At 57.7% G+C, this 24,267-nt stretch carries 19 protein-coding genes; 11 read left to right on the top strand and 8 right to left on the bottom strand.

Features of this window, described 5'->3' with window-relative positions; genetic code table 11:
• Nucleotides 1–6: 6 nt before the first annotated feature.
• From mhpD to mmuM, 6 genes are all read left to right on the top strand, one after another.
• Nucleotides 7–816 (top strand): 2-keto-4-pentenoate hydratase, encoded by an 810-nt coding sequence (gene mhpD, locus OOJ60_RS16100; RefSeq protein WP_205612890.1) that lies wholly within the window; start codon nt 7–9, stop codon nt 814–816.
• Nucleotides 813–1,763 (top strand): acetaldehyde dehydrogenase, encoded by a 951-nt coding sequence (gene mhpF / locus OOJ60_RS16095; protein ID WP_205612889.1) that lies wholly within the window; start codon nt 813–815, stop codon nt 1,761–1,763. Before mhpD ends, mhpF begins: the two co-directional genes overlap by 4 nt.
• A complete protein-coding gene (mhpE, locus tag OOJ60_RS16090) occupies nt 1,760–2,773 on the top strand; it encodes a 4-hydroxy-2-oxovalerate aldolase (RefSeq protein WP_200033487.1) in 1,014 nt (337 codons plus the stop codon). The genes mhpF and mhpE overlap by 4 nt, the downstream gene beginning before the upstream one ends.
• Before the next feature lie 69 nt (nt 2,774–2,842).
• The gene (gene mhpT / locus OOJ60_RS16085) at nt 2,843–4,042 is read left to right on the top strand and encodes a 3-(3-hydroxy-phenyl)propionate transporter MhpT (RefSeq protein ID WP_205612888.1); all 1,200 of its coding nucleotides are present in this window, start codon (nt 2,843–2,845) and stop codon (nt 4,040–4,042) included.
• A gap of 77 nt (nt 4,043–4,119) precedes the next feature.
• Nucleotides 4,120–5,523: an S-methylmethionine permease gene (mmuP, locus tag OOJ60_RS16080; protein ID WP_205612887.1), complete on the top strand. Its 1,404-nt coding sequence runs from the start codon at nt 4,120–4,122 to the stop codon at nt 5,521–5,523.
• A complete protein-coding gene (mmuM, locus tag OOJ60_RS16075; protein WP_205612886.1) occupies nt 5,510–6,442 on the top strand; it encodes a homocysteine S-methyltransferase in 933 nt (310 codons plus the stop codon). The genes mmuP and mmuM overlap by 14 nt, the downstream gene beginning before the upstream one ends.
• A gap of 36 nt (nt 6,443–6,478) precedes the next feature.
• Here mmuM and fbpC read toward each other — a convergent pair whose 3' ends face one another.
• The 6 genes from fbpC to OOJ60_RS16045 all read right to left on the bottom strand — a co-directional run bounded on the left by fbpC (nt 6,479) and on the right by OOJ60_RS16045 (nt 14,275).
• Entirely contained in the window at nt 6,479–7,525 is a 1,047-nt protein-coding gene (gene fbpC / locus OOJ60_RS16070; RefSeq protein WP_042286092.1) for a ferric ABC transporter ATP-binding protein, read from the bottom strand.
• An 11-nt stretch (nt 7,526–7,536) separates the two neighbouring features.
• Nucleotides 7,537–9,615 (bottom strand): ABC transporter permease, encoded by a 2,079-nt coding sequence (locus OOJ60_RS16065; protein WP_060569099.1) that lies wholly within the window; start codon nt 9,613–9,615, stop codon nt 7,537–7,539.
• A 73-nt stretch (nt 9,616–9,688) separates the two neighbouring features.
• Nucleotides 9,689–10,720: an ABC transporter substrate-binding protein gene (locus OOJ60_RS16060; RefSeq protein WP_042286088.1), complete on the bottom strand. Its 1,032-nt coding sequence runs from the start codon at nt 10,718–10,720 to the stop codon at nt 9,689–9,691.
• A complete protein-coding gene (gene uhpC, locus OOJ60_RS16055) occupies nt 10,717–12,021 on the bottom strand; it encodes an MFS transporter family glucose-6-phosphate receptor UhpC (protein ID WP_205612885.1) in 1,305 nt (434 codons plus the stop codon). Before uhpC ends, OOJ60_RS16060 begins: the two co-directional genes overlap by 4 nt.
• 83 nt (nt 12,022–12,104) lie before the next feature.
• Nucleotides 12,105–13,646 (bottom strand): MASE1 domain-containing sensor histidine kinase, encoded by a 1,542-nt coding sequence (locus OOJ60_RS16050; protein WP_205612884.1) that lies wholly within the window; start codon nt 13,644–13,646, stop codon nt 12,105–12,107.
• On the bottom strand, nt 13,646–14,275 hold the full coding sequence (locus OOJ60_RS16045; protein WP_205612927.1) for a response regulator transcription factor: 630 nt from the start codon (nt 14,273–14,275) through the stop codon (nt 13,646–13,648). The genes OOJ60_RS16050 and OOJ60_RS16045 overlap by 1 nt, the downstream gene beginning before the upstream one ends.
• 261 nt (nt 14,276–14,536) lie before the next feature.
• On the opposite strand from OOJ60_RS16045, the gene tauA reads away from it, so the two are divergent.
• From tauA to tauD, 4 genes are read left to right on the top strand one after another with little or no spacing between them, the layout of a single operon-like run.
• On the top strand, nt 14,537–15,499 hold the full coding sequence (tauA, locus tag OOJ60_RS16040; protein ID WP_060569096.1) for a taurine ABC transporter substrate-binding protein: 963 nt from the start codon (nt 14,537–14,539) through the stop codon (nt 15,497–15,499).
• An 11-nt stretch (nt 15,500–15,510) separates the two neighbouring features.
• Entirely contained in the window at nt 15,511–16,278 is a 768-nt protein-coding gene (gene tauB / locus OOJ60_RS16035) for a taurine ABC transporter ATP-binding subunit (protein ID WP_060569095.1), read from the top strand.
• Nucleotides 16,275–17,102: a taurine ABC transporter permease TauC gene (gene tauC, locus OOJ60_RS16030; protein ID WP_042286078.1), complete on the top strand. Its 828-nt coding sequence runs from the start codon at nt 16,275–16,277 to the stop codon at nt 17,100–17,102. Before tauB ends, tauC begins: the two co-directional genes overlap by 4 nt.
• Nucleotides 17,099–17,950: a taurine dioxygenase gene (gene tauD / locus OOJ60_RS16025; protein WP_205612883.1), complete on the top strand. Its 852-nt coding sequence runs from the start codon at nt 17,099–17,101 to the stop codon at nt 17,948–17,950. The genes tauC and tauD overlap by 4 nt, the downstream gene beginning before the upstream one ends.
• 9 nt (nt 17,951–17,959) lie before the next feature.
• Here tauD and OOJ60_RS16020 read toward each other — a convergent pair whose 3' ends face one another.
• On the bottom strand, nt 17,960–19,660 hold the full coding sequence (locus OOJ60_RS16020) for a lysophospholipid acyltransferase family protein (RefSeq protein ID WP_205612882.1): 1,701 nt from the start codon (nt 19,658–19,660) through the stop codon (nt 17,960–17,962).
• 120 nt (nt 19,661–19,780) lie between these two features.
• Nucleotides 19,781–20,755: a porphobilinogen synthase gene (hemB, locus tag OOJ60_RS16015; protein ID WP_060569091.1), complete on the bottom strand. Its 975-nt coding sequence runs from the start codon at nt 20,753–20,755 to the stop codon at nt 19,781–19,783.
• A gap of 512 nt (nt 20,756–21,267) precedes the next feature.
• Here hemB and ehaB point away from each other — a divergent pair.
• A complete protein-coding gene (gene ehaB, locus OOJ60_RS16010; protein WP_205612881.1) occupies nt 21,268–24,189 on the top strand; it encodes an autotransporter adhesin EhaB in 2,922 nt (973 codons plus the stop codon).
• The last annotated feature ends 78 nt before the right edge of the window (nt 24,190–24,267 follow it).

Here is a 24,267-nt window from a genome sequence, read left to right as displayed (position 1 = left end):
ACGGTTATGTCGAACACTATCCTTGAACCAATCGCCGCAGCGTTGCGGCTTGCAGAAGAGCAGGGCGAAGCCATTGCGCCGGTGCGTGAATGGCCGGGCGTGGAGAGTGCGGAAGCCGCCTATGCCATTCAGCGCATCAATGTTGAACACGCCGTGGCGCAGGGGCGCCGGGTAGTCGGACGCAAAGTCGGCTTGACGCATCCGAAAGTCCAGGAGCAGCTGGGGGTGAGTCAGCCGGACTTCGGCACCCTGTTCGCCGACATGTGCTACGGCGACAACGAGACCATCCCGTTTTCCCGCGTGCTGCAACCGCGCATCGAAGCGGAAATCGCGCTGGTGCTTAACCGGGATCTGCCGCACGTTGACACCACCTTTGATGAACTGGCTGGCGCCGTTGAATGGGTGCTGCCCGCGCTGGAAGTGGTGGGCAGCCGCATCCGCGACTGGTCGATTCAGTTTGTCGACACCGTGGCGGACAACGCCTCCTGCGGCGTGTATGTGCTCGGCGGCCCGGCGCAGCGTCTGGCCGGAGTCGATCTGAAAAACTGCGCCATGCACATGACGCGCAATAACGAAGAGGTGTCCAGCGGGCGCGGCAGCGAATGTCTGGGGCATCCGCTGAACGCCGCCGTCTGGCTGGCGCGCAAAATGGCCAGCCTCGGCGAGCCGCTGCGCGCCGGCGACATTATTCTGACCGGGGCGCTGGGGCCGATGGTCGCGGTCAACGCGGGCGACACCTTTGCCGCCCATATTGCAGGTATTGGTTCGGTTGCCGTCACGTTTTCCGCGGCGACCACAGAAGGAAGTCAGTCATGAGTAAGTGTAAGGTTGCCATTATCGGTTCCGGCAATATCGGCACCGATTTGATGATTAAAATTTTGCGTCACGGTCAGCATCTGGAGATGGCGGTGATGGTCGGTATCGACCCTGAATCGGACGGACTGGCCCGCGCCCGCCGCATGGGCGTCGCCACCACCCACGACGGGGTACGAGGGCTGATGGCGATGGCGGAATTTGCCGACATTGATATTGTGTTCGATGCCACCAGCGCGGGGGCGCATGTCCAAAACGACGCCGCCCTGCGCGAAGCGAAGCCGGGCATTCGCCTGATTGACCTGACACCTGCGGCCATTGGCCCGTACTGCGTGCCGGTGGTCAATCTCGCGGTCAATGTCGACCAGCAGAACGTCAACATGGTCACCTGCGGCGGGCAGGCGACCATCCCGATGGTGGCGGCGGTCTCCCGCGTGGCGCGGGTGCATTACGCCGAGATTATCGCCTCGATCGCCAGTAAATCCGCCGGACCGGGAACGCGGGCAAACATTGACGAGTTCACCGAAACCACCGCGAAAGCCATTGAGGCGGTGGGCGGTGCGGCGAAGGGAAAAGCGATTATCGTGCTTAACCCGGCCGAACCGCCGCTGATGATGCGCGACACCGTCTATGTGCTGAGTGACGCCGCCTCGCAGGCGGAAGTGGAAGCGTCCATCAACGAGATGGCGGCCGCAGTGCAGGCTTACGTGCCGGGCTATCGCCTGAAGCAGCGCGTGCAGTTTGAGGTCATTCCTGAGGATAAACCAGTGAATTTGCCGGGCATCGGACAGTTCTGTGGGCTGAAAACCGCGGTGTATCTGGAAGTGGAAGGGGCGGCGCACTACCTGCCAGCGTATGCGGGCAATCTCGATATTATGACCTCCAGCGCGCTGGCGACCGCTGAAAAGATGGCGCAGTCGCTGACGCGTCGGGCAGGAGAAGCAGCATGAACGGTAAAAAACTCTACATCTCGGACGTGACCCTGCGCGACGGCATGCACGCCATTCGTCATCAGTATTCACTGGAAAACGTGCGCCAGATTGCGAAAGCGCTCGACGACGCGCGGGTGGATTCGATTGAGGTCGCCCACGGCGACGGCCTGCAAGGCTCCAGCTTCAACTACGGCTTTGGCGCGCACAGTGATTTGCAGTGGATTGAAGCGGCGGCGGAGGTGGTGAAACATGCCAAAATCGCCACGCTGCTGTTGCCGGGGATCGGCACGATTCACGACCTGAAAAATGCGTATCAGGCCGGGGCGCGGGTGGTGCGCGTGGCGACCCACTGCACCGAGGCGGACGTCTCCGCTCAGCATATTCACTCTGCCCGTGAGCTGGGAATGGACACCGTCGGTTTCCTGATGATGAGCCATATGACCACGCCGGAAAATCTGGCCAGGCAGGCGAAGCTGATGGAAGGCTACGGCGCGACCTGCATCTATGTGGTCGACTCCGGCGGCGCAATGAACATGACGGACATTCGCGATCGCTTCCGCGCCCTGAAAGCGGTGCTGAAGCCGGAAACAGAAACCGGCATGCACGCGCATCACAACCTGAGTCTTGGGGTGGCGAACTCGATCGCCGCCGTGGAAGAGGGCTGTGACCGCATTGACGCCAGCCTGGCGGGAATGGGAGCCGGAGCGGGCAACGCGCCGCTGGAGGTCTTTATTGCCGCGGCCGATAAGCTCGGCTGGCAGCACGGCGCCGATCTGTATGCGCTGATGGACGCCGCCGACGATCTGGTGCGCCCGTTACAGGACCGCCCGGTGCGCGTGGATCGCGAAACCCTCGCGCTGGGCTATGCCGGCGTGTACTCCAGCTTCCTGCGTCACTGCGAAGTGGCGGCGGCACGCTACGGCCTGAGCGCGGTCGACATCCTCGTCGAACTGGGGAAACGCCGGATGGTGGGCGGCCAGGAAGACATGATCGTCGATGTGGCGCTGGATCTGCGCAACAGTCAATAAATAAGAATGATGCGGCTGGCAACGTATCAGCCGCCATTCACCTGCCCCGTGAACTCAGAGGGAGATCTTATGCATCCTCGTCCCTACGCTACATCGCGCCTGATGCTGACCATCGGGCTGTGTTTTCTGGTCGCCCTGATGGAAGGGCTCGATCTCCAGGCCGCCGGTATCGCCGCCGTGGGCATCGCCCGGGCATTCTCGCTGGATAGCATGCAAATGGGCTGGATCTTCAGCGCCGGGATCCTCGGCCTGTTACCCGGCGCGCTGGTCGGTGGCATGCTGGCGGATCGCTATGGACGCAAGCGCGTCCTGATCGCCTCCGTGGCGCTGTTCGGCGTGTTTTCGCTGGCGACCGCCCTGTCGTGGAGTTTCTTCACGCTGGTGTTTGCCCGCCTGATGACCGGCGTGGGCCTGGGCGCCGCGCTGCCGAATCTGATTGCGCTCACCTCCGAAGCCGCGGGGCCACGCTTTCGCGGCACGGCGGTCAGCCTGATGTACTGCGGGGTGCCTATTGGCGCCGCGCTGGCGGCAATGCTCGGTTTTGCTGGTGTCGCAACGGCCTGGCAGACCGTCTTCTGGGTGGGCGGCGTGATTCCGCTGCTGCTGGTGCCGTTGCTGATGCGCTGGCTGCCCGAGTCGGCAGTATTTGCCGGTCAAACCCCGGGCGCGCCACCGTTGCGCGCGCTGTTTGCCCCGGCGACGGCCAGCGCCACGCTGCTGCTCTGGCTGTGCTATTTCTTCACCCTGCTGGTGGTCTACATGCTGATCAACTGGCTGCCGATGCTGTTGGTGGAACAGGGATTCCAGCCTTCGCAGGCGGCGCGGGTGATGTTTTCCCTGCAAATCGGCGCGGCGGCAGGCACGCTGATCCTCGGGGCGTTGATGGACAAGCTGCGGCCGCTGACCATGTCGCTTCTGATCTATAGCGGGATGCTGGCCTCGCTGCTGGCGCTGGGCACCGTCTCTTCCTTCAGCGGTATGCTGATGGCCGGATTCATCGCCGGGCTGTTCGCCACCGGCGGGCAAAGCGTGCTCTACGCGCTGGCGCCGCTGTTCTACAGTACCGACATTCGGGCGACAGGGGTCGGCACCGCCGTGGCGGTCGGGCGCCTCGGAGCGATGAGCGGGCCGCTGCTGGCCGGGAAAATGCTGGCGCTCGGCACCGGTACCGTCGGCGTGATGGCGGCGTCAGCGCCAGGGATCCTGCTGGCGGGACTGGCGGTGTTTGTACTGATGAGCCGGACATCGCGCCGCCTGGCGGCTGGCTGAGTTTTGCATTCCGCCCGTAAACACGGTATAACAAACCTTCTTTGGATGTTTAGATGTCCATACGTTTAGAAGGTTATATGCAAACAACACAACAACATGCGCCACTGAAGCGCACCATGAAAACCCGCCATCTGATTATGCTGTCTCTGGGGGGCGTAATCGGTACCGGCTTATTTTTTAATACCGGATACATTATTTCGACCACCGGGGCGGCAGGGACGCTGCTGGCTTATCTGATTGGCGCGCTGGTGGTCTGGCTGGTGATGCAGTGCCTCGGCGAGCTGTCGGTCGCGATGCCGGAAACCGGGGCGTTTCACGTCTATGCCGCGCGCTACCTCGGTCCGGCGACGGGATACACCGTGGCATGGCTTTACTGGTTGACCTGGACTGTGGCGCTCGGCTCCAGCTTTACCGCCGCCGGATTTTGCATGCAGTACTGGTTCCCGCAGGTGCCCGTCTGGATCTGGTGTGTCATTTTCTGTCTGGTGATATTTGGTCTGAACGTGGTGTCCACCCGCTTTTTTGCCGAAGGCGAGTTCTGGTTTTCGCTGGTCAAAGTGATCACCATTATTGCCTTTATCATCCTTGGCGGGGCGGCGATTTTCGGTATCATTCCGATGCAGGACGGTTCACCCGCGCCGGGGTTAAGCAATATTACCGCCGAAGGCTGGTTTCCACACGGCGGCCTGCCGATTCTGATGACCATGGTGGCGGTGAATTTCGCCTTTTCCGGCACGGAGCTTATCGGCATTGCCGCCGGTGAAACGGAAAACCCGCAAAAAGTCATCCCGGTGGCGATTCGTACCACCATTGCCCGGCTGATCATTTTCTTTATCGGCACCGTGTTCGTGCTGGCGGCGCTGATCCCAATGCAGCAGGCGGGGGTTGAAAAAAGCCCGTTTGTGCTGGTATTTGAGAAGGTGGGCATTCCTTACGCGGCGGATATTGTTAACTTCGTGATCCTGACTGCGATTCTGTCGGCGGCAAACTCCGGGCTGTACGCGTCCGGGCGGATGCTGTGGTCGCTGTCTAACGAGCGCACGCTGCCCGCCTGTTTTGCGCGGGTGACCCGCAATGGCGTGCCGCTTACCGCGCTGTCGGTGAGTATGCTCGGCGGCGTGCTGGCGCTGTTTTCCAGCGTGATCGCGCCGGATACGGTCTATGTCGCGCTGTCGGCGATTTCCGGCTTTGCTGTGGTGGCGGTGTGGCTGAGTATCTGCGCGTCACATTTTGTTTTTCGTCGTCGTCACCTTCAGCAGGGCAAAACGCTTGATGCGCTACAGTATCGCGCCCCCTGGTATCCGTTGGTGCCCGTGTCCGGGTTCGTCCTTTGCCTGGTGGCCTGTGTCGGGCTGGCTTTCGATCCGAGTCAGAGAATTGCGCTGTGGTGCGGTTTACCGTTTGTGGCGCTGTGTTATGGTGTTTATTTCCTTACTCAATCGCGAGATAAACAACAGGAGTCTGAACATGTCGCAGAATAATCCGTTAAGCGCCATTCTCGAAAAGCACGATTTTCTGTTGCTGGACGGGGCAATGGCGACGGAGCTGGAAGCGCGGGGGTGCGATCTTACCGACAGTTTGTGGTCAGCCAGGGTGCTGGTAGAAAACCCGGAGCTGATCCGCGAAGTTCATCTGGACTATTTTCGCGCCGGGGCCCAGTGCGCGATTACCGCCAGCTACCAGGCCACGCCGGAAGGGTTTGCGGCGCGCGGACTGGATGAAGCGCAGGCCAAAGCGCTGATCGGCAAAAGCGTGGAGCTGGCGCGTAAAGCTCGCGAAGCCTGGCTGGCGGAAAATCCGCAGGCGGGCACGCTGCTGGTGGCGGGATCGGTCGGCCCGTATGGCGCGTTCCTGGCGGACGGGTCGGAATATCGCGGTGACTACGTGTGCACCCCCGAGCAATTTCAGGCCTTCCACCGTCCGCGCGTTGAGGCGCTACTGGATGCTGGCGCCGATCTGCTGGCCTGTGAAACGCTGCCTAACTTTGTTGAGATTCAGGCGCTGGCGGCGCTGTTGACCGACTACCCGCGCGCCCGCGCATGGTTCTCTTTCACCCTACGCGACAGTGAACATCTGAGCGACGGCACGCCGTTGCAGGAGGTGGCCGAGTGGCTTAATCATTATCCGCAGGTGGTCGCGATTGGCATTAACTGCATCGCGCTGGAAAACACCACCGCCGCGTTACAGCATTTGCGCGGCGTAACGGCGCTGCCGCTGGTGATTTACCCGAATTCGGGTGAGCATTACGATGCGGTGAGCAAAACCTGGCATCATCATGGTGAAGTGTGCGAGACGCTGGCGGATTATTTGCCGCAGTGGTTAGCGGCGGGGGCGAAGCTGATAGGCGGCTGCTGCCGGACGACGCCAAAGGATATTGCCGAGTTAAACGCCCGGCGCTGAGGGTGCGCCGGGTGGCGTCGCGCCACCCGGCAACGATCACGCCGCGTCCGCTAACATAAACATGCCGTACGGGTGGATTTCGAGGTAGTACTGCTCGCCGACGTCCGGCTGTAAGCGCGTAGCGTTGACCTGTAATAAAATCTCCTGCCCGTGCCACTCCACCGTTACTTCATACTGTGGCCCCATATAGGCCACGTGCCGGATGGCGCAACGCTGACTCTCTTCCCCACGATCGCTTAAGGTGATCGCTTCCGGACGCACGCCCACGGTCCCGGCGCCTTCAGCCACAAAGTGCGCGGGGCGCGGCAGGCGATAACCGTAAATATTCACCGCTTCCGGGGTGAAGGTGGCCGGGAACAGGTTGGCATCGCCCATAAAGCTCGCCATAAAACGTGACGCGGGCTGGCGGTAGAGTTCCTGCGGCGAACCGATCTGCATGATATGTCCTTTGTTCATCACCAGCACGGTGTCGGAAACGGCAAAGGCTTCGCTTTGATCGTGGGTGACGTACAGTGAGGTAATATCAAACTGCTTTTGCAGTTCGCGGATCTTGTCACGCATGCTGCGCCGGAGGTTAGCGTCGAGGTTACTCAGCGGCTCATCGAACAACAACACCTTTGGTTTGAGGATCAAGGCGCGCGCCAGCGCCACGCGCTGCTGTTGGCCGCCGGAGATCTGATCGACATAGCGCGCTTCAAAGCCGTCAAGATCGACCATCGCCAGCGCCTCTTTCACCCGGGCGTTGACTTCCTGTCGTGAGACGCCGAGCATCTTCAGGCCGTAGCCGACATTTTCTCCCAGCGACATATGCGGGAACAGAGCGTAGGACTGGAATACCATACAGATATCGCGCTGCTGAATGGAACGGTGGGTAACATCTTCGCCATCGATAAAAATCTGCCCTTCACTCGGTTTTTCCAGCCCGGCGACCAGACGCAGAATAGTGGTTTTACCGCAGCCGGAGGGACCGAGCAGCGTCACCATTTGTCCCTGCGGAATCGTGAGAGTGATATTGTCGATCACCGTGTTGCTGCCGAATCGTTTGGTGACGTTGCGCAGTTCAACAAAATTTTTCTGACTCATAGTGCGCTCCATTACGCCTGATTTTTCGCTTTCGAACGGGAGATACGCGCTTCCCCGATCAGCCAGTCAAAGATGAAAATGATTGCCAGCATCACCACGATCAGAATCGAACCGTAGGCAATCGCCACCCCGTATTCGCCGTCTTCTACGCGGTTTAAAATGTAGGCCGTCGCCACCCGGGTGTCCGGCGTCACGAGGAACACAATGGCGCTGACGGTGGTAATGGCGCGCACAAAGCTGTAGATCAGCGCTGAGAGGATCGCCGGGCGCAGCAGCGGCAGCAGAATGTGGGTAATGGTGCGTAAACTCCCGGCGCGCAGACTGAGTGAAGCTTCATCCAGCGATTTATCGATTTGTCCTAAGCCCGCAATTCCGGCGCGAATCCCTACCGGCACATTCCGCATCACCATTGAGATAATGACAATCGCCGCCGTACCGGTGAGATACACTGGCGCGCTGTTAAAGGCGAGAATGTACGACACGCCCGCCACGGTGCCGGGTACGGCAAAGCACAGCATGGTGGTGAACTCGATGGTCTTCTTGCCTTTGAACTGCTGGCGCACCACGATCCATGCGATAAGCAACCCGAAGGCGGCGGTGATTGGCGCGGCAATCCCGGCGTAAAGCAGGGTATCCAGTAGCGAAGGCCATGCGCCGTCACTCATGCCCTGGCCGAACAGCTTAATAAAGTTATCCAGCGTCAGGGTGTAGTCCACGCCCCAGTTAACGGTAAAGCTGCCGTAGAAAATGCTGCCGTAAAGCAGGGCGTTAAAGGCCACCCACACCGCCAGGATCACCACCACGCTCCACACGAGCGTCACCGGCAGCGGCTGCACATCACCGCGATACGATTTACCGGACACGGTGACGTAGGAGCGCTTACCGATCCACATGTACTGGACGCAGAACACCAGCAGCGAAAAGAGCAGCAAGAACGCGCCGAGGGTGCTGGCGGCCTGATAATCCAGTTGTGAACCGGTAATGTAAAAGTAGATTTGCGTGGCCAGAACGTCGAAGTTACCGCCGAGAACCAGCGGGTTACTGAAGTCAGCCAATGACTGCACAATGACGATCAGAAACGCGTTCGCCAGCGCCGGTTTGAGCAGCGGCACAAACACGCCGTTAAACGTCTGCCAGCGGCTGGCGCGCAGGGTATAGGAAGCCTCTTCCAGCGATGGATGAATGGTTTTGATCGCGCCATCGAGGATCATAAACGCCATTGGGGTAAACGCCAGCACCTGCGCCAGCCAGATGCCGGTAAAACCGTACAGCCAGTTGGTATTGGTCAGCCCGAACCAGTCGACCATCCATTCAGTGACATAGCCGGAGCGGCCCATCATCAGCGTCACCCCCAGCCCCACGACGAACGGCGGGGTGACGATCGGCAATATTGAAAAAATACGGCCAATAATGGCGCTGCGGCGGGCGATACGGGTGGTGTAAATCGCCAACACCAGACCAAAAAACGTGCAGCCGACGCCCACCGCTATCGACAGCGCGATAGAGTTGATAATGACCTGGATGATGTGTGCCTGTGACAGCACGGTCATAAACGCCAGCGGCGCGAATTCTCCGGTATCGCCGGTGAACATCGGAATAAAAATAGCGATGCTTGGCCAGACGATAAACACGCCAATCAACGCCACGATGGCGACCAGCGAGCCGATGACGAAACGGTCGCCGCCCAGCCATTCCAGACGGGTCAGCGCCAGGGTCATCATCGCGCCCAGCGCCACAAACAGTACGAGGGTCGCGTAGCCTAAGCCGCGACCTTCCACAGTGGCGCTGATGACAACAAACGCCATACAGAATAACGACCAGCCTGCGTCGAGGTAATGGCGGTTGCGCTGCTCCCGCGTGGCTTCCTGAAAAGGACGTATCAGCAGCAGGCCTGGCAGCAGATACCACAGCCAGCTAACATTAACCTGCGACCAGCCGTAGGCGTCGACAATCTCATCGCGCGTCGACTCCAGCAGGCCATAATCCAGGCTCCAGCTCGGCAGCAGCGCAAATGCCAGCCAGCTCAGCAATACCCAAAGGAATACCGCATCCCGTTTTTTCACGGAATGGCGTGCAAGTGTGTGTGACATAGCGGTTCCGGTGTTGAGGAAGATCCTGGCCGGGTAGGCGTAGCCGCCACCCGGCATGACCGCAAAAGTGGGCTTATTTACCCATTTTCACTTCGCTGACCCATTTATTGATGAGCGCTTTGCGAACATCCGTTGAGCCATATTTATCCATGTCGTAATTGATCAGCTTCAGGCCGTCGAGTTTCAGTGAGTTAGGTGACGTTTCCGCAGTGGTATTGGTCAGGATCTGATAAGACTTACCTTTCTTCCATGCCAGTTCCTGCGCCTCTTTCGACAGCACCCAGTCGACGAACAGTTTGGCGTTGTCGAGATTGCGCGCGCCTTTCAGAATGCTGACGCCGCCGATTTCGTAGCCGGTGCCTTCACACGGGGAGATCAGCTCCAGCGGTGCGCCTTGCTCTTTTTCCAGCGAGTAGTCGTGCAGGAAGCCGATACCGATCGCCGTTTCACCGCGCGCGGCGTTTCGCGCCGGGGCGATACCGGACTTGGTGTACTGAGAAACGTTGCTGTTTAGCTGTTTCAGGTAATCAAAGGCCTGATCTTCCCCCCACAGTTGCGCAAAAGTCGCCAGTGCGGTGTACGCCGTTCCGGAACTTTGCGGGTCGGCAATTTGAATTTCGCCTTTGTATTCTGGTTTAGTCAGATCCTTCCAGCATTTTGGCACCGGCAGGTTTTTCTCTTTCAGGCGTTCGGTGTTAACGCCAAAGCCGAGAATGCCCACATACACCGCCGACGAATAATTTCCTTTCAGTTTGGCAGGGTCGCGGAACTGTGTCATGACCTGCTCAAGGTTGGGCGATTTATACGGTTGCAGCAGACCCATTTCCCCAGCCTGAGACTGCGGATCAAGCGTACCGCCGTACCAGACGTCAGCCTGCGGGTTTTTCTTTTCGGCATCGACTTTCGCCAGCGTGCTGCCCGAGCCGTTGCGGATGAATGACGTTTTCACGTCGTACTTTTCCCCAAAAGCTTTGGTTTCTGCTTCGCACATTTCATTGGTAGCGCTGCAATAGACCACCAGACGGCCTTTCGCCTGCGCCGCGCCGGAAAGTGTTGCCAGCGCCACGGCAGAGGCAATAAGGGTAGAGGTAAAGGTCATTTTCATTGTTTTATCCTTTGACTGAGTGGGGTGGTGATGCCCGACATCAGCAGGGGCATCAGCAGTAAACCCATTAATACCGCGGCGATCGAGAGCAAACTGAACATCCCCGACCAGCCGTAGCGTTCTATGACCAGCGACAGAGGCCAGCCCGCCAGCGCTGCTCCCAGATAGGCGAACAGGCCGAGAAACCCGGTGATCGACCCGGCCGCTGCTTTGTGTCCGCACTCCACCGCAGCAAGACCGATCAGCATTTGTGGGCCAAAGACAAAGAAACCCACCGTAAAGAAACAGACCGCCAGCAGCGCGTAATGATGCACTGGCGCCAGCCACAGCGCGGCGACGGCCACCATCAGCCCCAGCGTGAACAGCAAAATCATCGGCGCCCGCTGGCCGCTGAACAGTAAATCTGACCCCCAGCCAGCAAACAGCGCGCCGAGCAGTCCGCCCACTTCAAACAGCATAACCGTGGCGTTGGCGCTCAGCAGATTGACGCCGTGGCTCTCGGTCAACCAGATGTTGCCCCAGTCGTTCAGGGCGATGCGGATGAGATACACCAGCACATACGACACGCCTAACAACCAAATCATCGGGTTTTTCAACATGGTGGTTCGCAGCATCTGCCACAGCCCCATCGGCGGGCTTAACTGCTCCTGGCGCAGTTCCAGCGGGTCGTTACGCCAGGCGCCGACTGACGGTAATCCCTCTTCGCGGGGCGTTCCCGCCAGTTGCAGTGTTAACCAGATACCCAGCGCCATGCTGATGATCCCCGGCGTCAGCATCGCCGCCTGCCAGCCCCACCAGTGGGCGGCAAAGGCGCTAATCAGCGGGATAATCGCCCCGCCGATGTTGATCGACATGTTCCAGCAGCCCCACCAGAAACCGCGTTCATTGCGTGAATACCAATGGGTCAGCAGACGGGCGCACGGCGGCCAGCCCCAGCCCTGAAAAAATCCGTTCAGCGTCCAGACAGCAAGAAGAAGCGTCAGTGACTCGCCAAACGCGAACGCGACGTTCAGCACGCCGGTAGCGAAAAGTCCCACGCCCATAAATCCACGCTGTCCGTGGCTGTCGTGCCACAGTCCGGCGGTGAATTTCGACAGCCCGTAGCTGAGGTAAAACAGCGATCCCAGGAGACCGATATCGCCTTTATCCAGCCCCAGATCGGTTTGTAACGCAGGTAACACATAGTTCACGCTTTTGCGCGTCAGGTAGAACGCCGCGTAGCCAATCACCATGCACAGCAGTAATCTCGGGCGCAGCGTCCGGTAACGTTGTTCAATGTCAGTCACTGGGCGTGCGTGCATACCGTCTCCGTTTTTCTGACTATAAAAAATTGAAACCGAAAGGGGATGAGAGAAAGTCCGGAGTGACTAAGACTTTTTCCTGGTTAAAAGGCGATTTGTTGCAAATTTGTGGGCAAGTTAACACTCACCCGCGTGCCGTCCCGGGACTCCAGGGTCAGTTCACCGCCGAGCGCGCTGACGCGTTCGCGCATTCCCTGAATACCGAAGCCAGACATGCGCGCCACGTCGATGCCCACGCCGTTGTCTTTTACGTCCAGATACACCGTCTCACCGCGCTGGCGCAAAACAATCGAGACCTCACTGGCGGCGGCGTGCTTACAGACGTTGTTCAACAGTTCCTGCAACAGACGGTAGAGGGTAAAGCGCACCGTTTCGCTTTCGGGCGTGGAGGGCAACTGATAGTCAAACCGGCAGCGGATACCGCGCTCCTGAAAAGCAAACTCGTTGAGCAAATGATGCAGCGCCTCTTTGAATGACAGTTCATCCAGCGCGGGCGGTCGAAGCTGGCGCAGAAGCTGACGGGTAGAGTGGTGAATGCGCCGGGCCAGTTCGTTAATCTGGCTGGCGGCGGCCTGGGTTTGCGCCGGATCGCGCGCCCGTTTTACTAATTGTGACTGGATCTGTATGGCGGTAATGTTCTGGCCGATTTCATCGTGCAGCTCGCGCGCCAGACTTTTACGCGTGTCTTCCTCTGTATGGATCAGCTTTTCAGTCAGCGCCCGTCGCGCCGCCAGTTCGGCCTCCAGCCGTTGCCGGTAATGGTGCAGGTTTTGCGCCAGATGCTGCTGACGGCTGATGGCGATCCCCAGCCCGATGCCCAGCAGCGACTGGGTGGCGAGGAAGATCTCCAGCTCAATCAGGTTACTGAATCCAACCCCAACCTGACGGGCGAGGGTGATCATCATGCTGCCGAGCAGGCCAGAGAGCACGCCGCCCTGCCAGCCGAATTTCCATGCCATCACGACATTGGGGAGAAAGACCACAATCAGCAGCAGCCGTTCAATTTCCGGCGAAAGCACCATCTGGGTACCGATGCCAATGATAAAAAACAGGCTGCACCAGATAATCAGCGAGGTGCGCAGCGGTGGATTAGTGGTGTCCAGCCCCAGCAGATGATAACGGTGCTGCTGGCGAAGAAATTCAAAAATCAGATAAACAAACGGCGTCAGCAGTACGCCGCCAGTAAATGAGGCCAGCCCGAGCAGTAATGCCGGGCTTTTCACAAACGGAGAGAGCAGGACAGTATTCAGAAGAGAAGCGACGGTGACCGTCGCCAGCAGCAGGGTGAGCCGCTGCCAGTAAAGTGGGAAACGGCGCCAGTACTGCTGTGCGAGGCTGGCGGGAAGCAGGCCGATCAACGGTGCGGTTGTCAGCAGATAGCCATTCAGTAAGTGTTCGCTGTGCAGCCAGAAGAGCATCGCTATGGGCGGTAAGACCAGCGCGGGCCAGTAACGACGCGAAAGCAGGATCAGCAGCGCCAGATAAACGCCGTGCGGTAAAAACAGCGCCGCTTGTTGACCGTTGTGGGTCAGGTAAAAACTGAGCGTCCACAGCATCAGCCAGCCCGTTCCCCAGGCCAGCAGGATAAACAGCGAAATGACGATGTGGCGAACGCCGCGCGACATCAGTGCCCCGCCAGCAGTTGGTGGTCGAGCGCAAAATGCACCAGCTCAATGGTGCTGTGACAGTTCAGCTTGCCGAGCACGTTGGCGCGATGCACATGTACTGTTTTATGGCTCAGGTCGAGCTTAAAGGCGATCGCTTTCACGCTATCGCCCTTCACCAGCAGGTCGAATACCTCGCGCTCGCGTGGCGTAAGCGCTTCCAGGACCGGTGACGACTGTTTCCCGCCGCGCAGCGCGCGTAGCGCATCGGCGCAGAGATAGTGCCCGCCCATGCCGACGGAACGTACGGCCTGAACCAGTTCCTCCGGTCCACAACGCTTGGTGAGATAGCCGCTGGCGCCTGCATCCAACGCGCTTTGCACAAAGGTCGGCGAGTCATAAATACTGAGAATAATGGCGCGGAACTGCGGTTTTTGCGCCCGCAGTCGCTTCAGCAGGCTCAGGCCGTTTTCATCCGGCATGGCGATATCCATCACCGCCACGTTGACCTCCTCGCGCAGCAGCGTAGGCCACGCTTCTGCCGCGCTGCTGTACTGGCCCGCGACGTCCAGATCGTCTTCAAGACTCAGTAGCTGCGCAAAACCGGATCGCACCACCACATGGTCGTCCACCAGCACCACACGTATCATCTTTTTGCTCTCTTGCCGGATCATATCGCTATGATGCCTGCCGCCGCTGCGCTGGCAATCAATCAGGCGTAGTTATGGAATGGATGTAACAAAAACGTCATGCAACCTGACAGCGACGTCGTTTGGGGTAATGCGCGAAATCACTAACTATTGCCGATTTTTTTCTAAAAACGCTTTGCTATTAGCAAGACTTTTTAATTCCTTTATCAATTTCTTTTGCGACGAAATACTGCCTCTATAACAAGACAAGGGAGCAGACCTATGGCACGTTCATCGCATTATTCACTTCTTGCCGTTCTGGCATTCATCGCGTTTCAGGCGCAGGCGGTTAACGTCACCGTCGCGTATCAGACCTCCGCTGAACCGGCAAAAGTCGCCCAGGCGGACAGCACGTTTGAGAATGCGAGCGGTGCAACCGTCGACTGGCGCAAGTTCGACAGCGGGGCGAGCATCGTACGCGCGTTGGCCTCGGGCGACGTTCAGATTGGTAATCTCGGTTCCAGCCCGCTGGCGGTCGCAGCCAGCCAGCAGGTGCCTGTCGAAGTTTTCCTGCTCGCTTCTAAACTCGGCAGTTCCGAAGCGCTGGTGGTGAAGAAGAATATCCACACGCCCACGGATCTGATCGGCAAACGTATTGCGGTACCGTTTATCTCCACCACCCATTACAGCCTGTTGGCGGCGCTGAAGCACTGGGGAATAAAGCCTGATCAGGTACAGATTATAAACCTGCAGCCACCGGCAATTATTGCCGCCTGGCAGCGTGGGGATATTGACGGCGCGTATGTCTGGGCGCCCGCGGTTAATACGCTGGAAAAAGAGGGCAAGATACTGACCGACTCCGCTCAGGTTGGGGAATGGGGCGCGCCGACGCTTGATGTCTGGGTGGTGCGGAAAGATTTTGCCGATTCTCATCCGGAAGTCGTGAAAGCCTTCGCCAAAAGCGCGCTCGACGCGCAGCAGCCTTATATTGCAGATCCGGACGCGTGGCTGAAGCAGTCGGAGAACCTCCGCAAGCTGTCGCGCCTAAGCGGCGTGCCAGAAGCCGATGTGCCGGGTCTGGTGAAGGGTAATTCTTACCTGACGGCGCAGCAGCAGATAGCGGAACTGAATGGGCCGGTGAATAAAGCGATTATCGACACGGCGCAGTTCCTGAAAGCGCAGGGCAAAGTTCCCGCCGTGGCAAGCGACTACAGCCAGTTCGTTACCGATCGCTTTATACCGTAAAGGAGGCGAGGATGCTGCAAATCTCTCATTTATACGCCGATTACGGCGGAAAGCCCGCGCTGGAAGATATCAGTCTGACGCTGGACAGCCGCGAACTGCTGGTCGTGCTGGGCCCGTCCGGCTGCGGTAAAACCACGCTACTGAATCTGATCGCCGGGTTTATGCCGTATCAGCGCGGGACGATACAACTGGCAGGGAAGCGTGTTGACGGACCGGGGGCGGAGCGAGGCGTGGTGTTTCAACAGGAAGGACTGCTGCCGTGGCGCAACGTGCAGGACAACGTCGCGTTGGGTCTGCAACTGGCGGGCGTGAAAAAAGCGCAGCGTGATGACATTGCGCAGGCGATGTTGAGGAAGGTCGGATTGGACGGGGCCGGGCAGCGTTACATTTGGCAGCTTTCCGGCGGGCAACGCCAGCGCGTGGGTATTGCCCGCGCGCTGGCGGCAAACCCGCAACTGTTGCTGCTCGACGAACCTTTTGGCGCGCTGGATGCGTTTACCCGCGAGCAGATGCAAATCCTGCTGCTTAAGCTCTGGCACGAGACGGGAAAACAGGTGCTGCTCATTACCCATGATATTGAAGAAGCAGTATTTATGGCCACCGAACTGCTGTTGCTCTCTCCCGGACCTGGGCGGGTGCTGGAACGGCTGCCGCTCGACTTTTCCCGGCGCGTTGTCGCGGGGGAAAGCGGGCGTAGTATCAAGTCCGACCCACAGTTTATCGACACCCGCGAGTATGTTTTGCAGCGCGTTTTCGCCGAGCGGGAGGCCTTTTCATGAGCGTGTTGATTAACGATAAACCGCGCCCGCGCGCGCTGAAATGGCGCAGGCCATTCTCCCGCCAGTTCACGCTGAGCATTGCTACGCTGGCGGCGATCCTTCTCGCGTGGTGGGCAGTGGCGGCGATGCAACTGGTGAGTCCTTTGTTCCTGCCGCCGCCGGAGCAGGTACTGAAAAAGCTGATTGCTATTGCCGGGCCGCAGGGGTTTATGGATGCCACGCTGTGGCAGCATCTGGCAGCCAGTCTGAGCCGCATCGCGCTGGCGCTGCTGGCGGCAGTCGCTGTCGGTATTCCGGTGGGGATCGCGATGGGGCTTAGCCCGACGGTGCGCGGCATGCTCGATCCGATCATTGAGCTGTATCGGCCCGTGCCGCCGCTGGCGTATCTGCCGCTTATGGTGATCTGGTTTGGCATCGGCGAAACCTCGAAGATCTTACTGATCTATCTCGCGATTTTTGCGCCAGTGACGATGTCGGCAATGGCCGGCGTAAAAAGCGTACAGCAGGTGCGCATTCGCGCGGCGCAGTCGTTGGGCGCCAGCCGGCTTCAGGTACTTTGGTTCGTGATCCTGCCGGGAGCATTGCCGGAGATCCTGACCGGCTTGCGTATCGGACTTGGCGTCGGCTGGTCGACGCTGGTGGCGGCGGAGCTGATCGCCGCGACGCGGGGCTTAGGATTTATGGTGCAGTCGGCAGGGGAATTTCTCGCGACCGACGTCGTGTTGGCAGGGATCGCGGTCATTGCGGTTATCGCTTTTATTTTAGAACTGGGTTTGCGCGCGCTTCAGCGCCGCCTGACGCCCTGGTATGGAGAAGTCCAATGAGTGAATGTTTAGCAATTACCCCGCTGGGGCCGTTTATTGGCGCACAGATTTCCGGCGCGGATTTGACCCGTCCGCTAAGCGATAATCAGTTCGAGCAGCTTTACCATGCGGTACTGCGCCATCAGGTGGTGTTTTTGCGCGGGCAGGCCATTACGCCCCGGCAGCAGCGCGCGTTGGCTCTGCGGTTTGGCGATCTGCATATTCATCCTGTTTATCCCCATGCCGACGGGGTGGATGAGATTATCGTGCTGGATACGCACAACGATAATCCACCGGATAACGACAACTGGCACACTGACGTTACCTTTATTGAGACGCCGCCAGCCGGGGCGATACTTGCTGCCAAAACGTTACCCGATACCGGCGGCGATACGGTGTGGAGCAGCGGTATTGCCGCCTATGACGCGCTTTCTGAACCATTTCGACTGTTATTGCGCGGGCTACGGGCGGAGCACGACTTTCGCAAATCTTTCCCTGAGTATAAATACCGCCGGACGGAGGAGGAGCATCAGCGCTGGCGGGAAGCCGTGGCGAAACATCCGCCGCTGCTGCATCCGGTGATTCGCACCCATCCGGTAAGCGGTAAACAAGCGCTGTTCGTCAACGAGGGATTCACCACGCGAATTGTCGATGTCACAGAGAAAGAGAGCGAGGCGCTGCTCGGTTTCCTGTTCGCCCACATGACGAAACCGGAGTTCCAGGTGCGCTGGCGCTGGCAGCCGAATGATGTGGCGATTTGGGATAACCGGGTGACGCAGCATTACGCCAACGCCGATTACCTGCCGCAGCGACGAATTATGCACCGGGCCACTGTTCTCGGGGATAAGCCGTTCTTCCGGGCAGGTTAAATTAAAGCGCTACGTATGCGCGCCGATATAACGCGCGTAGCGGTTAGCCTTCAGTCGGGTTAAATCCACCAGGACCAACCCGTCCACGCAGTTGTTGAAATCCGGGTCACGGCCAAAATCGATAAACTGCACGCCGCCCGGTTCGCACAGCTCGGAATATTGCTTATACAGCGGCGGGATCCCGCAGCCGAGATTGCCCAACAGCGATTTCAGACGGGTGAGATCTTCGGCGTAATCGTTGCCGGTAAACTGCGCCAGCACATCGGGAAGCGATGCCGGACAGGGTTGGCGGGAGACGGCCAGCGGATGCGTGGGCGGGAACCACAGACGATAGAACGCCACCAGCAGATCCCGGGCATCGGGAGGCAGTCCGCCGGAGATCGACACCGGTCCGAACAGGTAACGGTACTGCGGATTGCGCGCGAGCCAGGCGCCGATGCCGGACCACAGATAGTCCAGCCCCCGTCGTCCCCAGTAGCGCGGCTGGATAAAGCTGCGCCCCAGTTCAATACCTTGCTGCATAATGTCCGCCATGCGCGCATCGTAGTCGAACAGGCTGTGGCTATACAGACCGTCAAGCCCCTGTTTTTGTTGCACCAAAGCGCAGGGGGCAAAGCGGTACGCGCCAACAATCTCCAGATCGTCTTCATCCCATAAAATCAGGTGCAGGTATTCATCGTCGTAACGGTCGATGTCGCGGCGTTTACCACTGCCTTCACCGACCGCGCGAAAAGCGATTTCCCGTAACCGTCCCAGCTCGCGCAGGATGGTCGCGTCTTCTTGCCCGTTACGTTGCCAGAGATAGATGATTTTGCCATCTGCTGTACGGCCCAGACACTCCGCGTTTGCCAGTTGGCGTTTCAACCGCGCTCTGTTCTCTGGCGGCGCGATGGTGCTTTCGGTGCGAAACACGCTGGCCCGGTTCTGGCCCAGCGCAATGACGTGCTCACGGCACTTCCCGGCCAACTCGCGAACGGTGCGTTGGGGGGCGGACCACTGCGTCCAGGCAATCTGCTGTCCGATACGCACGGGCAGGGTGCTGCCACGGCGACGAAACATTTGCTGCATTAACAGCAGCAGCGAGGCCTGCGCGGAGATAAGGCCGCAGGCATAGAACAACGGGCTGTTACGTGCGTGAATGTAAACGGGCAGCAGCGGCGCGCGGTACTTCTCCGCCATTCTGATGAACCCGGAATGCCAGTGCCGCTCCGCTATCCCCTTCAGGGTCAGGCGGGAAACTTCTCCGGCGGGAAAGAACACCAGTGCGCCACCCGCCTGCAGATGCGCATCCATTTGCTGCAACGAGGATTTCGGCGTACGGCCATGAATATTGTCTACCGGGATGAACAACGAGCGGAGCGGGGTAAGGTGCGAAAGCAGTCGATTCGTCACGACTTTGATATCACGTCGGGCGCGGGAGAGGGCATAGATCAGCGCCAGTCCGTCCAGCGTGCCGGTGGGATGGTTGGCAATCACCACCAGGGGACCCGATTCGGGAATATTTTCAATGTGATGTTCGGGGATCTCGCAGCGAATCTCCAGATGTTCAAGGACCTGTTCGACCATATCCACCCCTTTGAGATGGGGATGGCGTGTCGCAAACTGCTGAAACTCTTTTTCATAGAGCAGACGCTGTAATAATGACTTCTGCCACGGCGTGGTCCTCGCCTCGGGCCAAAGGTCGTTGAGTACGTTCTCGAGACTAAACATAGCATCCCCTCCATCTGTCCTGAGCAGACAGTAGAAGGCGTAAGTGTCGCTTGTATGACGATCGGGTGACGTTTTGGGGAAAGGCCGGATGGGCACGCCATCCGGCAAAAAGCAGGAACCTTAGCGGAGGATGTTTTTCTCCGCCAGGTCCAGCGCGAAGTAGCTGAAGATCAGGTCCGCGCCCGCGCGTTTGATCGCGCCTAAGCTTTCCAGCACCACTTTTTCTTCATCGATCGCGCCCGCCATGGCGGCAAATTTGATCATCGCGTACTCGCCGCTGACCTGATACGCGCCGAGCGGTAATTCGGTGCGTTCACGGATATCGCGCAATACGTCAAGGTACGCGCCAGCGGGTTTCACCATCAGGCAGTCCGCGCCCTGGGCTTCGTCGAGCAGGGATTCACGGATCGCTTCTCGGCGGTTCATCGGGTTCATCTGATACGTTTTACGATCGCCTTTAAGCGCGGTACCTGCCGCTTCACGGAACGGGCCGTAGAACGATGACGCGAACTTGGTGGAGTAGGACATGATCGCGGTGTCCGTAAAACCCGCGGCGTCCAGCGCCTGGCGAATGGCCTGTACTTGTCCATCCATTGCCGCGGACGGCGCGATGAAGTCAGCGCCCGCGGCTGCGGCAACAACCGCCTGCTTGCCGAGGTTCGCCAGCGTCGCGTCGTTATCCACGCCGTGCTCACACAGTACGCCGCAGTGGCCGTGGGAGGTGTACTCGCAGAAGCAGGTGTCTGACATCACGATCATGTCAGGCACAGTCTGCTTGCAGATGCGTGACATGCGCGCCACCAGACCGTCTTCTTTCCATGCATCGCTGCCGGTGTCATCGGTATGGTGAGAGATACCAAAGGTCATGATGGAACGGATGCCCGCGTTCGCGATGCGTTCGATCTCGCGCGCCAGATGCTTTTCCGGAATGCGCATAACGCCGGGCATGGCCTCAATAGCCTTGTAGTCGTCGAGTTCTTCTTCAACAAAGATCGGCAACACCAGGTCGTTTAAGCTCAGTGTTGTCTCTTCAAACATGGCGCGCAGCGCAGCGGATTTGCGCAGGCGGCGAGGGCGGTGGATTAAGTCTGTCATGGGATGCCTGATGTTTGTGAAAACGAAGTCGCTAGTATACATGAATCTGGTCATCCGTGTTTTACGAAAGTTGGCGCTATGCGCGGCTTGTACGTCAATTTAAAGAAATATCTGAACAATAAATTGTTATGCATAGCTCATTATTCATATACGAGAATGAAATTAATTCTTGTGGCTGTATTTTGAATACTAATTGATTTTATTTTTTAGCGGTCTGAGGTGACTGCAGGATTATTCATTCAGTATCGTATTGATAATGCTGTATTGCATTTATTTTCTGTATGCCTTTAGAGTTGCTCATATTGTAATTGATTGTTTTTGTGATTCTTTTTATTTGGTGCTGTTAATGCATTTTTAATGTTATTATTAATGTCCGATTCCGGACGGAAAACAAAGTTTAATTGAACCTTTCCGTAAAGGCATCGCATAATCCTCCTCGCAAAACAAAATTGTTTTCTATGCATTAATAATTGATGGATCAACACTATTACGTCCCTGAGGAGGGATGACAAATGCACTCCTGGAAAAAGAAACTTGTAGTCTCACAATTAGCATTGGCTTGCACTCTGGCAATCACTTCTCAGGCGAATGCTTCAACGGATATCTCCGGCACAACGTATAATACGTTTGTGCATTATGATAATTCCTCTTACGCTGACGGCGTCTATTTTGAAGGTTATGTCGGCTGGAATAACTACGCTACGGACAGCGTATACAACGGAGATATTTACCCGGTAATCAAGAATGCAACCGTTAATGGCGTCATTTCAACGTATTACCTGGATGATGGTCTGAGCACCAACACCAATGACAACAGCCTGACGATCAAAAACAGTACCGTTCACGGTATGATCACCTCGGAATGCATGACCACCGATTGTGTGGGCCGTGACACCACGGGGTATGTTTACGACCGCCTGACGCTCACCGTTGATAACTCGACCATCGACGATAACTACGAACACTATACCTACAACGGCACCTATACCGACGGCACAGCGGATACCCATGTTGTCGACGTGTATAATATGGGCACCGCGATTACCCTGGATCAGGAAGTTGATCTGACTATCGCCAATAATTCTCACGTAGCGGGTATTACGCTGACTCAGGGATACGAGTGGCAAGATGTTGACGACAATACGGTCAGCACTGGCGTTAACAGCGGCGAAATTTTCAACAACACAATTACCGTTACCGATTCTACTGTGACCTCAGGGTCTCTCTCCGACGAAGGCACGTCAGGTTGGTTTGGCAACAATAACAATGCCAGCGATTACAGTGGCGAATACAGTGCGGATGACGTCGCCTTAGCCGTGGTTGCCACGCCGGCAGCCGATAATGCAATGCAAACCACTGCGTATCTGAGCAATTCCTCGCTGATGGGGGATGTGGTCTTCTCCAGCAACTTTGACGAGAACTTCTTCCCGAACGGTGCGGACAGCTATCGCGATACTGACGACCACGTGGACACTAACGGCTGGGATGGCACCGATCGCCTGGACCTGACGCTGGACAACGGCACTAAGTGGGTTGGCGCGGCGATGTCTGTTCATCAGACGGATACCGATGGCGACGGTATTTACGACAGCGTTGCTGCAGGTACTGACAAAACCTCTACGCTGATTGATATCGCCGCTAACAGCCTGTGGCCGTGGTCAACCTATGGCGTGGATAACAGCGACACTGCCTACGGTGAAGATGGTCACGTCATTGGCAACAACGTATATCAAAGCGGTTTATTCAACGTCACGCTGAATAATGGTTCTCAGTGGGATACGACGAAGTCCTCTCTGATCGATACCCTGAACATCAACAGCGGTTCTGTCGTGAATGTTGCAGATTCTTCACTGGTTTCTGACACCATCGCACTGACCGGCGGCGCGGCGCTGAATATCAATGAAGATGGTCATGTTGCGACCGATGCGCTGACCATCGACAACAGTACCGTGACCATTGCTGATGATGTTTCTGCGGGCTGGGGCACTAATGATGCGGCACTGTATGCCAACTCGATCACGGTGACCAACGACGGCGTACTGGACGTGGGCAATAGCACCGCGTATGCACTGCAAGCGGATACCCTGAACCTGACCAGTTATACCGACGCCAACGGCAACGTACACGCCGGTGTCTTTGATGTTCACAGCAACAGTTTTGTGCTGGACGCCGATCTGACTAACGATCGTACCTGGGACAACAGCCAGTCTAACTACGGCTACGGCGTTATCGCCATGAACTCTGATGGTCACCTGACCATTAACGGTAACGGCGATGCGTATAGCGCGGACCTGGCTGAAGTTGATAATGCGGGTGATGGCGTTGCGGCTGCAACCGGCAACTACAAAGTGCGTATCGACAACGCGACGGGCGAAGGCGCTGTTGCGGATTATCAGGGCAAAGAGCTGATCTACGTAAACGATAAGAACAGCACTGCCACCTTCTCCGCCGCTAACAAAGCGGATCTGGGTGCCTACACCTATCAGGCTCAGCAGGAAGGCAATACCGTTGTTCTGCGGCAGATGGAGCTGACAGACTATGCGAACATGGCGCTGAGCATCCCGTCTGCTAACAATAATATCTGGAATCTGGAGCAGGACACCGTAGGGACTCGCCTGACCAACGCGCGTCACGGTCTGGCCGATAACGGCGGCGCATGGGTGAGCTACTTCGGCGGCAGCTTCAGCGGCGACAACGGCACCATTAACTACGATCAGGATGTTAACGGCATCATGGTCGGTGTTGATACCAAAATTGATGGTAACAACGCGAAATGGATCGTCGGTGCCGCGGCAGGCTTCGGCAAAGGCGACATGAGCGACCATACCGGTCAGGTGGATCAGGACAGCCAGTCCGCGTACATCTACTCTTCCGCGCGTTTTGCAAACAACATCTTTGTTGATGGCAACATGAGCTACTCGCACTTCAACAACGATCTGTCCGCCAACATGAGTAATGGACAGTATGTTGATGGCAGCGCGTCTACGGATGCCTGGGGCTTCGGTCTGAAACTGGGTTATGACTGGAAACTGGGCGATGCGGGTTACCTGACGCCGTACGGCAGCGTGTCTGGCCTGTTCCAGTCTGGCGACGACTACCAGCTGAGCAACAATCTGCAGGTTGACGGTCAGTCTTACGACAGCATGCGTTATGAACTGGGTGTTGACGCAGGTTATACCTTCGCTTACAGCGAAGATCAGGCGCTGACGCCATACTTCAAACTGGTCTATGTCTATGACGATGCCAATAACGATGCTGACGTAAACGGTGACTCCATCGATAACGGCACTGAAGGTTCCGCCGTTCGCGTGGGCCTGGGTACACAGTTCAGCTTCACCAAAAACTTCAGCGCATACACCGATGCTAACTACCTCGGTGGCGGCGATGTCGACCAGGACTGGTCTGCTAACGTCGGCGTTAAATACACCTGGTAATCGTTCCCGAGTGGAACAGATGTAAGCGTATTTAAATTGGTAAACAATGCCCGTCAAGGATTTGTCGGGCATTAATGC

Origin of the sequence: Citrobacter sp. R4 (assembly GCF_026719175.1) — a bacterium.
Lineage (GTDB): Bacteria > Pseudomonadota > Gammaproteobacteria > Enterobacterales > Enterobacteriaceae > Citrobacter_A > Citrobacter_A sedlakii.
The sequence above is the reverse complement of the archived record's forward strand: the minus strand, read 5'-3'. Positions and strand labels throughout refer to the sequence as shown.

What these genes read in the sequence shown, in the direction of transcription:
- mhpD (WP_205612890.1), top strand. Translation starts at nt 7, where the DNA reads ATGTCGAACACTATCCTTGAACCAATCGCCGCAGCGTTGCGGCTTGCA.
- mhpF (WP_205612889.1), top strand. Translation starts at nt 813, where the DNA reads ATGAGTAAGTGTAAGGTTGCCATTATCGGTTCCGGCAATATCGGCACC.
- mhpE (WP_200033487.1), top strand. Translation starts at nt 1,760, where the DNA reads ATGAACGGTAAAAAACTCTACATCTCGGACGTGACCCTGCGCGACGGC.
- mhpT (WP_205612888.1), top strand. Translation starts at nt 2,843, where the DNA reads ATGCATCCTCGTCCCTACGCTACATCGCGCCTGATGCTGACCATCGGG.
- mmuP (WP_205612887.1), top strand. Translation starts at nt 4,120, where the DNA reads ATGCAAACAACACAACAACATGCGCCACTGAAGCGCACCATGAAAACC.
- mmuM (WP_205612886.1), top strand. Translation starts at nt 5,510, where the DNA reads ATGTCGCAGAATAATCCGTTAAGCGCCATTCTCGAAAAGCACGATTTT.
- fbpC (WP_042286092.1), bottom strand. Translation starts at nt 7,525, where the DNA reads ATGAGTCAGAAAAATTTTGTTGAACTGCGCAACGTCACCAAACGATTC.
- OOJ60_RS16065 (WP_060569099.1), bottom strand. Translation starts at nt 9,615, where the DNA reads ATGTCACACACACTTGCACGCCATTCCGTGAAAAAACGGGATGCGGTA.
- OOJ60_RS16060 (WP_042286088.1), bottom strand. Translation starts at nt 10,720, where the DNA reads ATGAAAATGACCTTTACCTCTACCCTTATTGCCTCTGCCGTGGCGCTG.
- uhpC (WP_205612885.1), bottom strand. Translation starts at nt 12,021, where the DNA reads ATGCACGCACGCCCAGTGACTGACATTGAACAACGTTACCGGACGCTG.
- OOJ60_RS16050 (WP_205612884.1), bottom strand. Translation starts at nt 13,646, where the DNA reads ATGTCGCGCGGCGTTCGCCACATCGTCATTTCGCTGTTTATCCTGCTG.
- OOJ60_RS16045 (WP_205612927.1), bottom strand. Translation starts at nt 14,275, where the DNA reads ATGATACGTGTGGTGCTGGTGGACGACCATGTGGTGGTGCGATCCGGT.
- tauA (WP_060569096.1), top strand. Translation starts at nt 14,537, where the DNA reads ATGGCACGTTCATCGCATTATTCACTTCTTGCCGTTCTGGCATTCATC.
- tauB (WP_060569095.1), top strand. Translation starts at nt 15,511, where the DNA reads ATGCTGCAAATCTCTCATTTATACGCCGATTACGGCGGAAAGCCCGCG.
- tauC (WP_042286078.1), top strand. Translation starts at nt 16,275, where the DNA reads ATGAGCGTGTTGATTAACGATAAACCGCGCCCGCGCGCGCTGAAATGG.
- tauD (WP_205612883.1), top strand. Translation starts at nt 17,099, where the DNA reads ATGAGTGAATGTTTAGCAATTACCCCGCTGGGGCCGTTTATTGGCGCA.
- OOJ60_RS16020 (WP_205612882.1), bottom strand. Translation starts at nt 19,660, where the DNA reads ATGTTTAGTCTCGAGAACGTACTCAACGACCTTTGGCCCGAGGCGAGG.
- hemB (WP_060569091.1), bottom strand. Translation starts at nt 20,755, where the DNA reads ATGACAGACTTAATCCACCGCCCTCGCCGCCTGCGCAAATCCGCTGCG.
- ehaB (WP_205612881.1), top strand. Translation starts at nt 21,268, where the DNA reads ATGCACTCCTGGAAAAAGAAACTTGTAGTCTCACAATTAGCATTGGCT.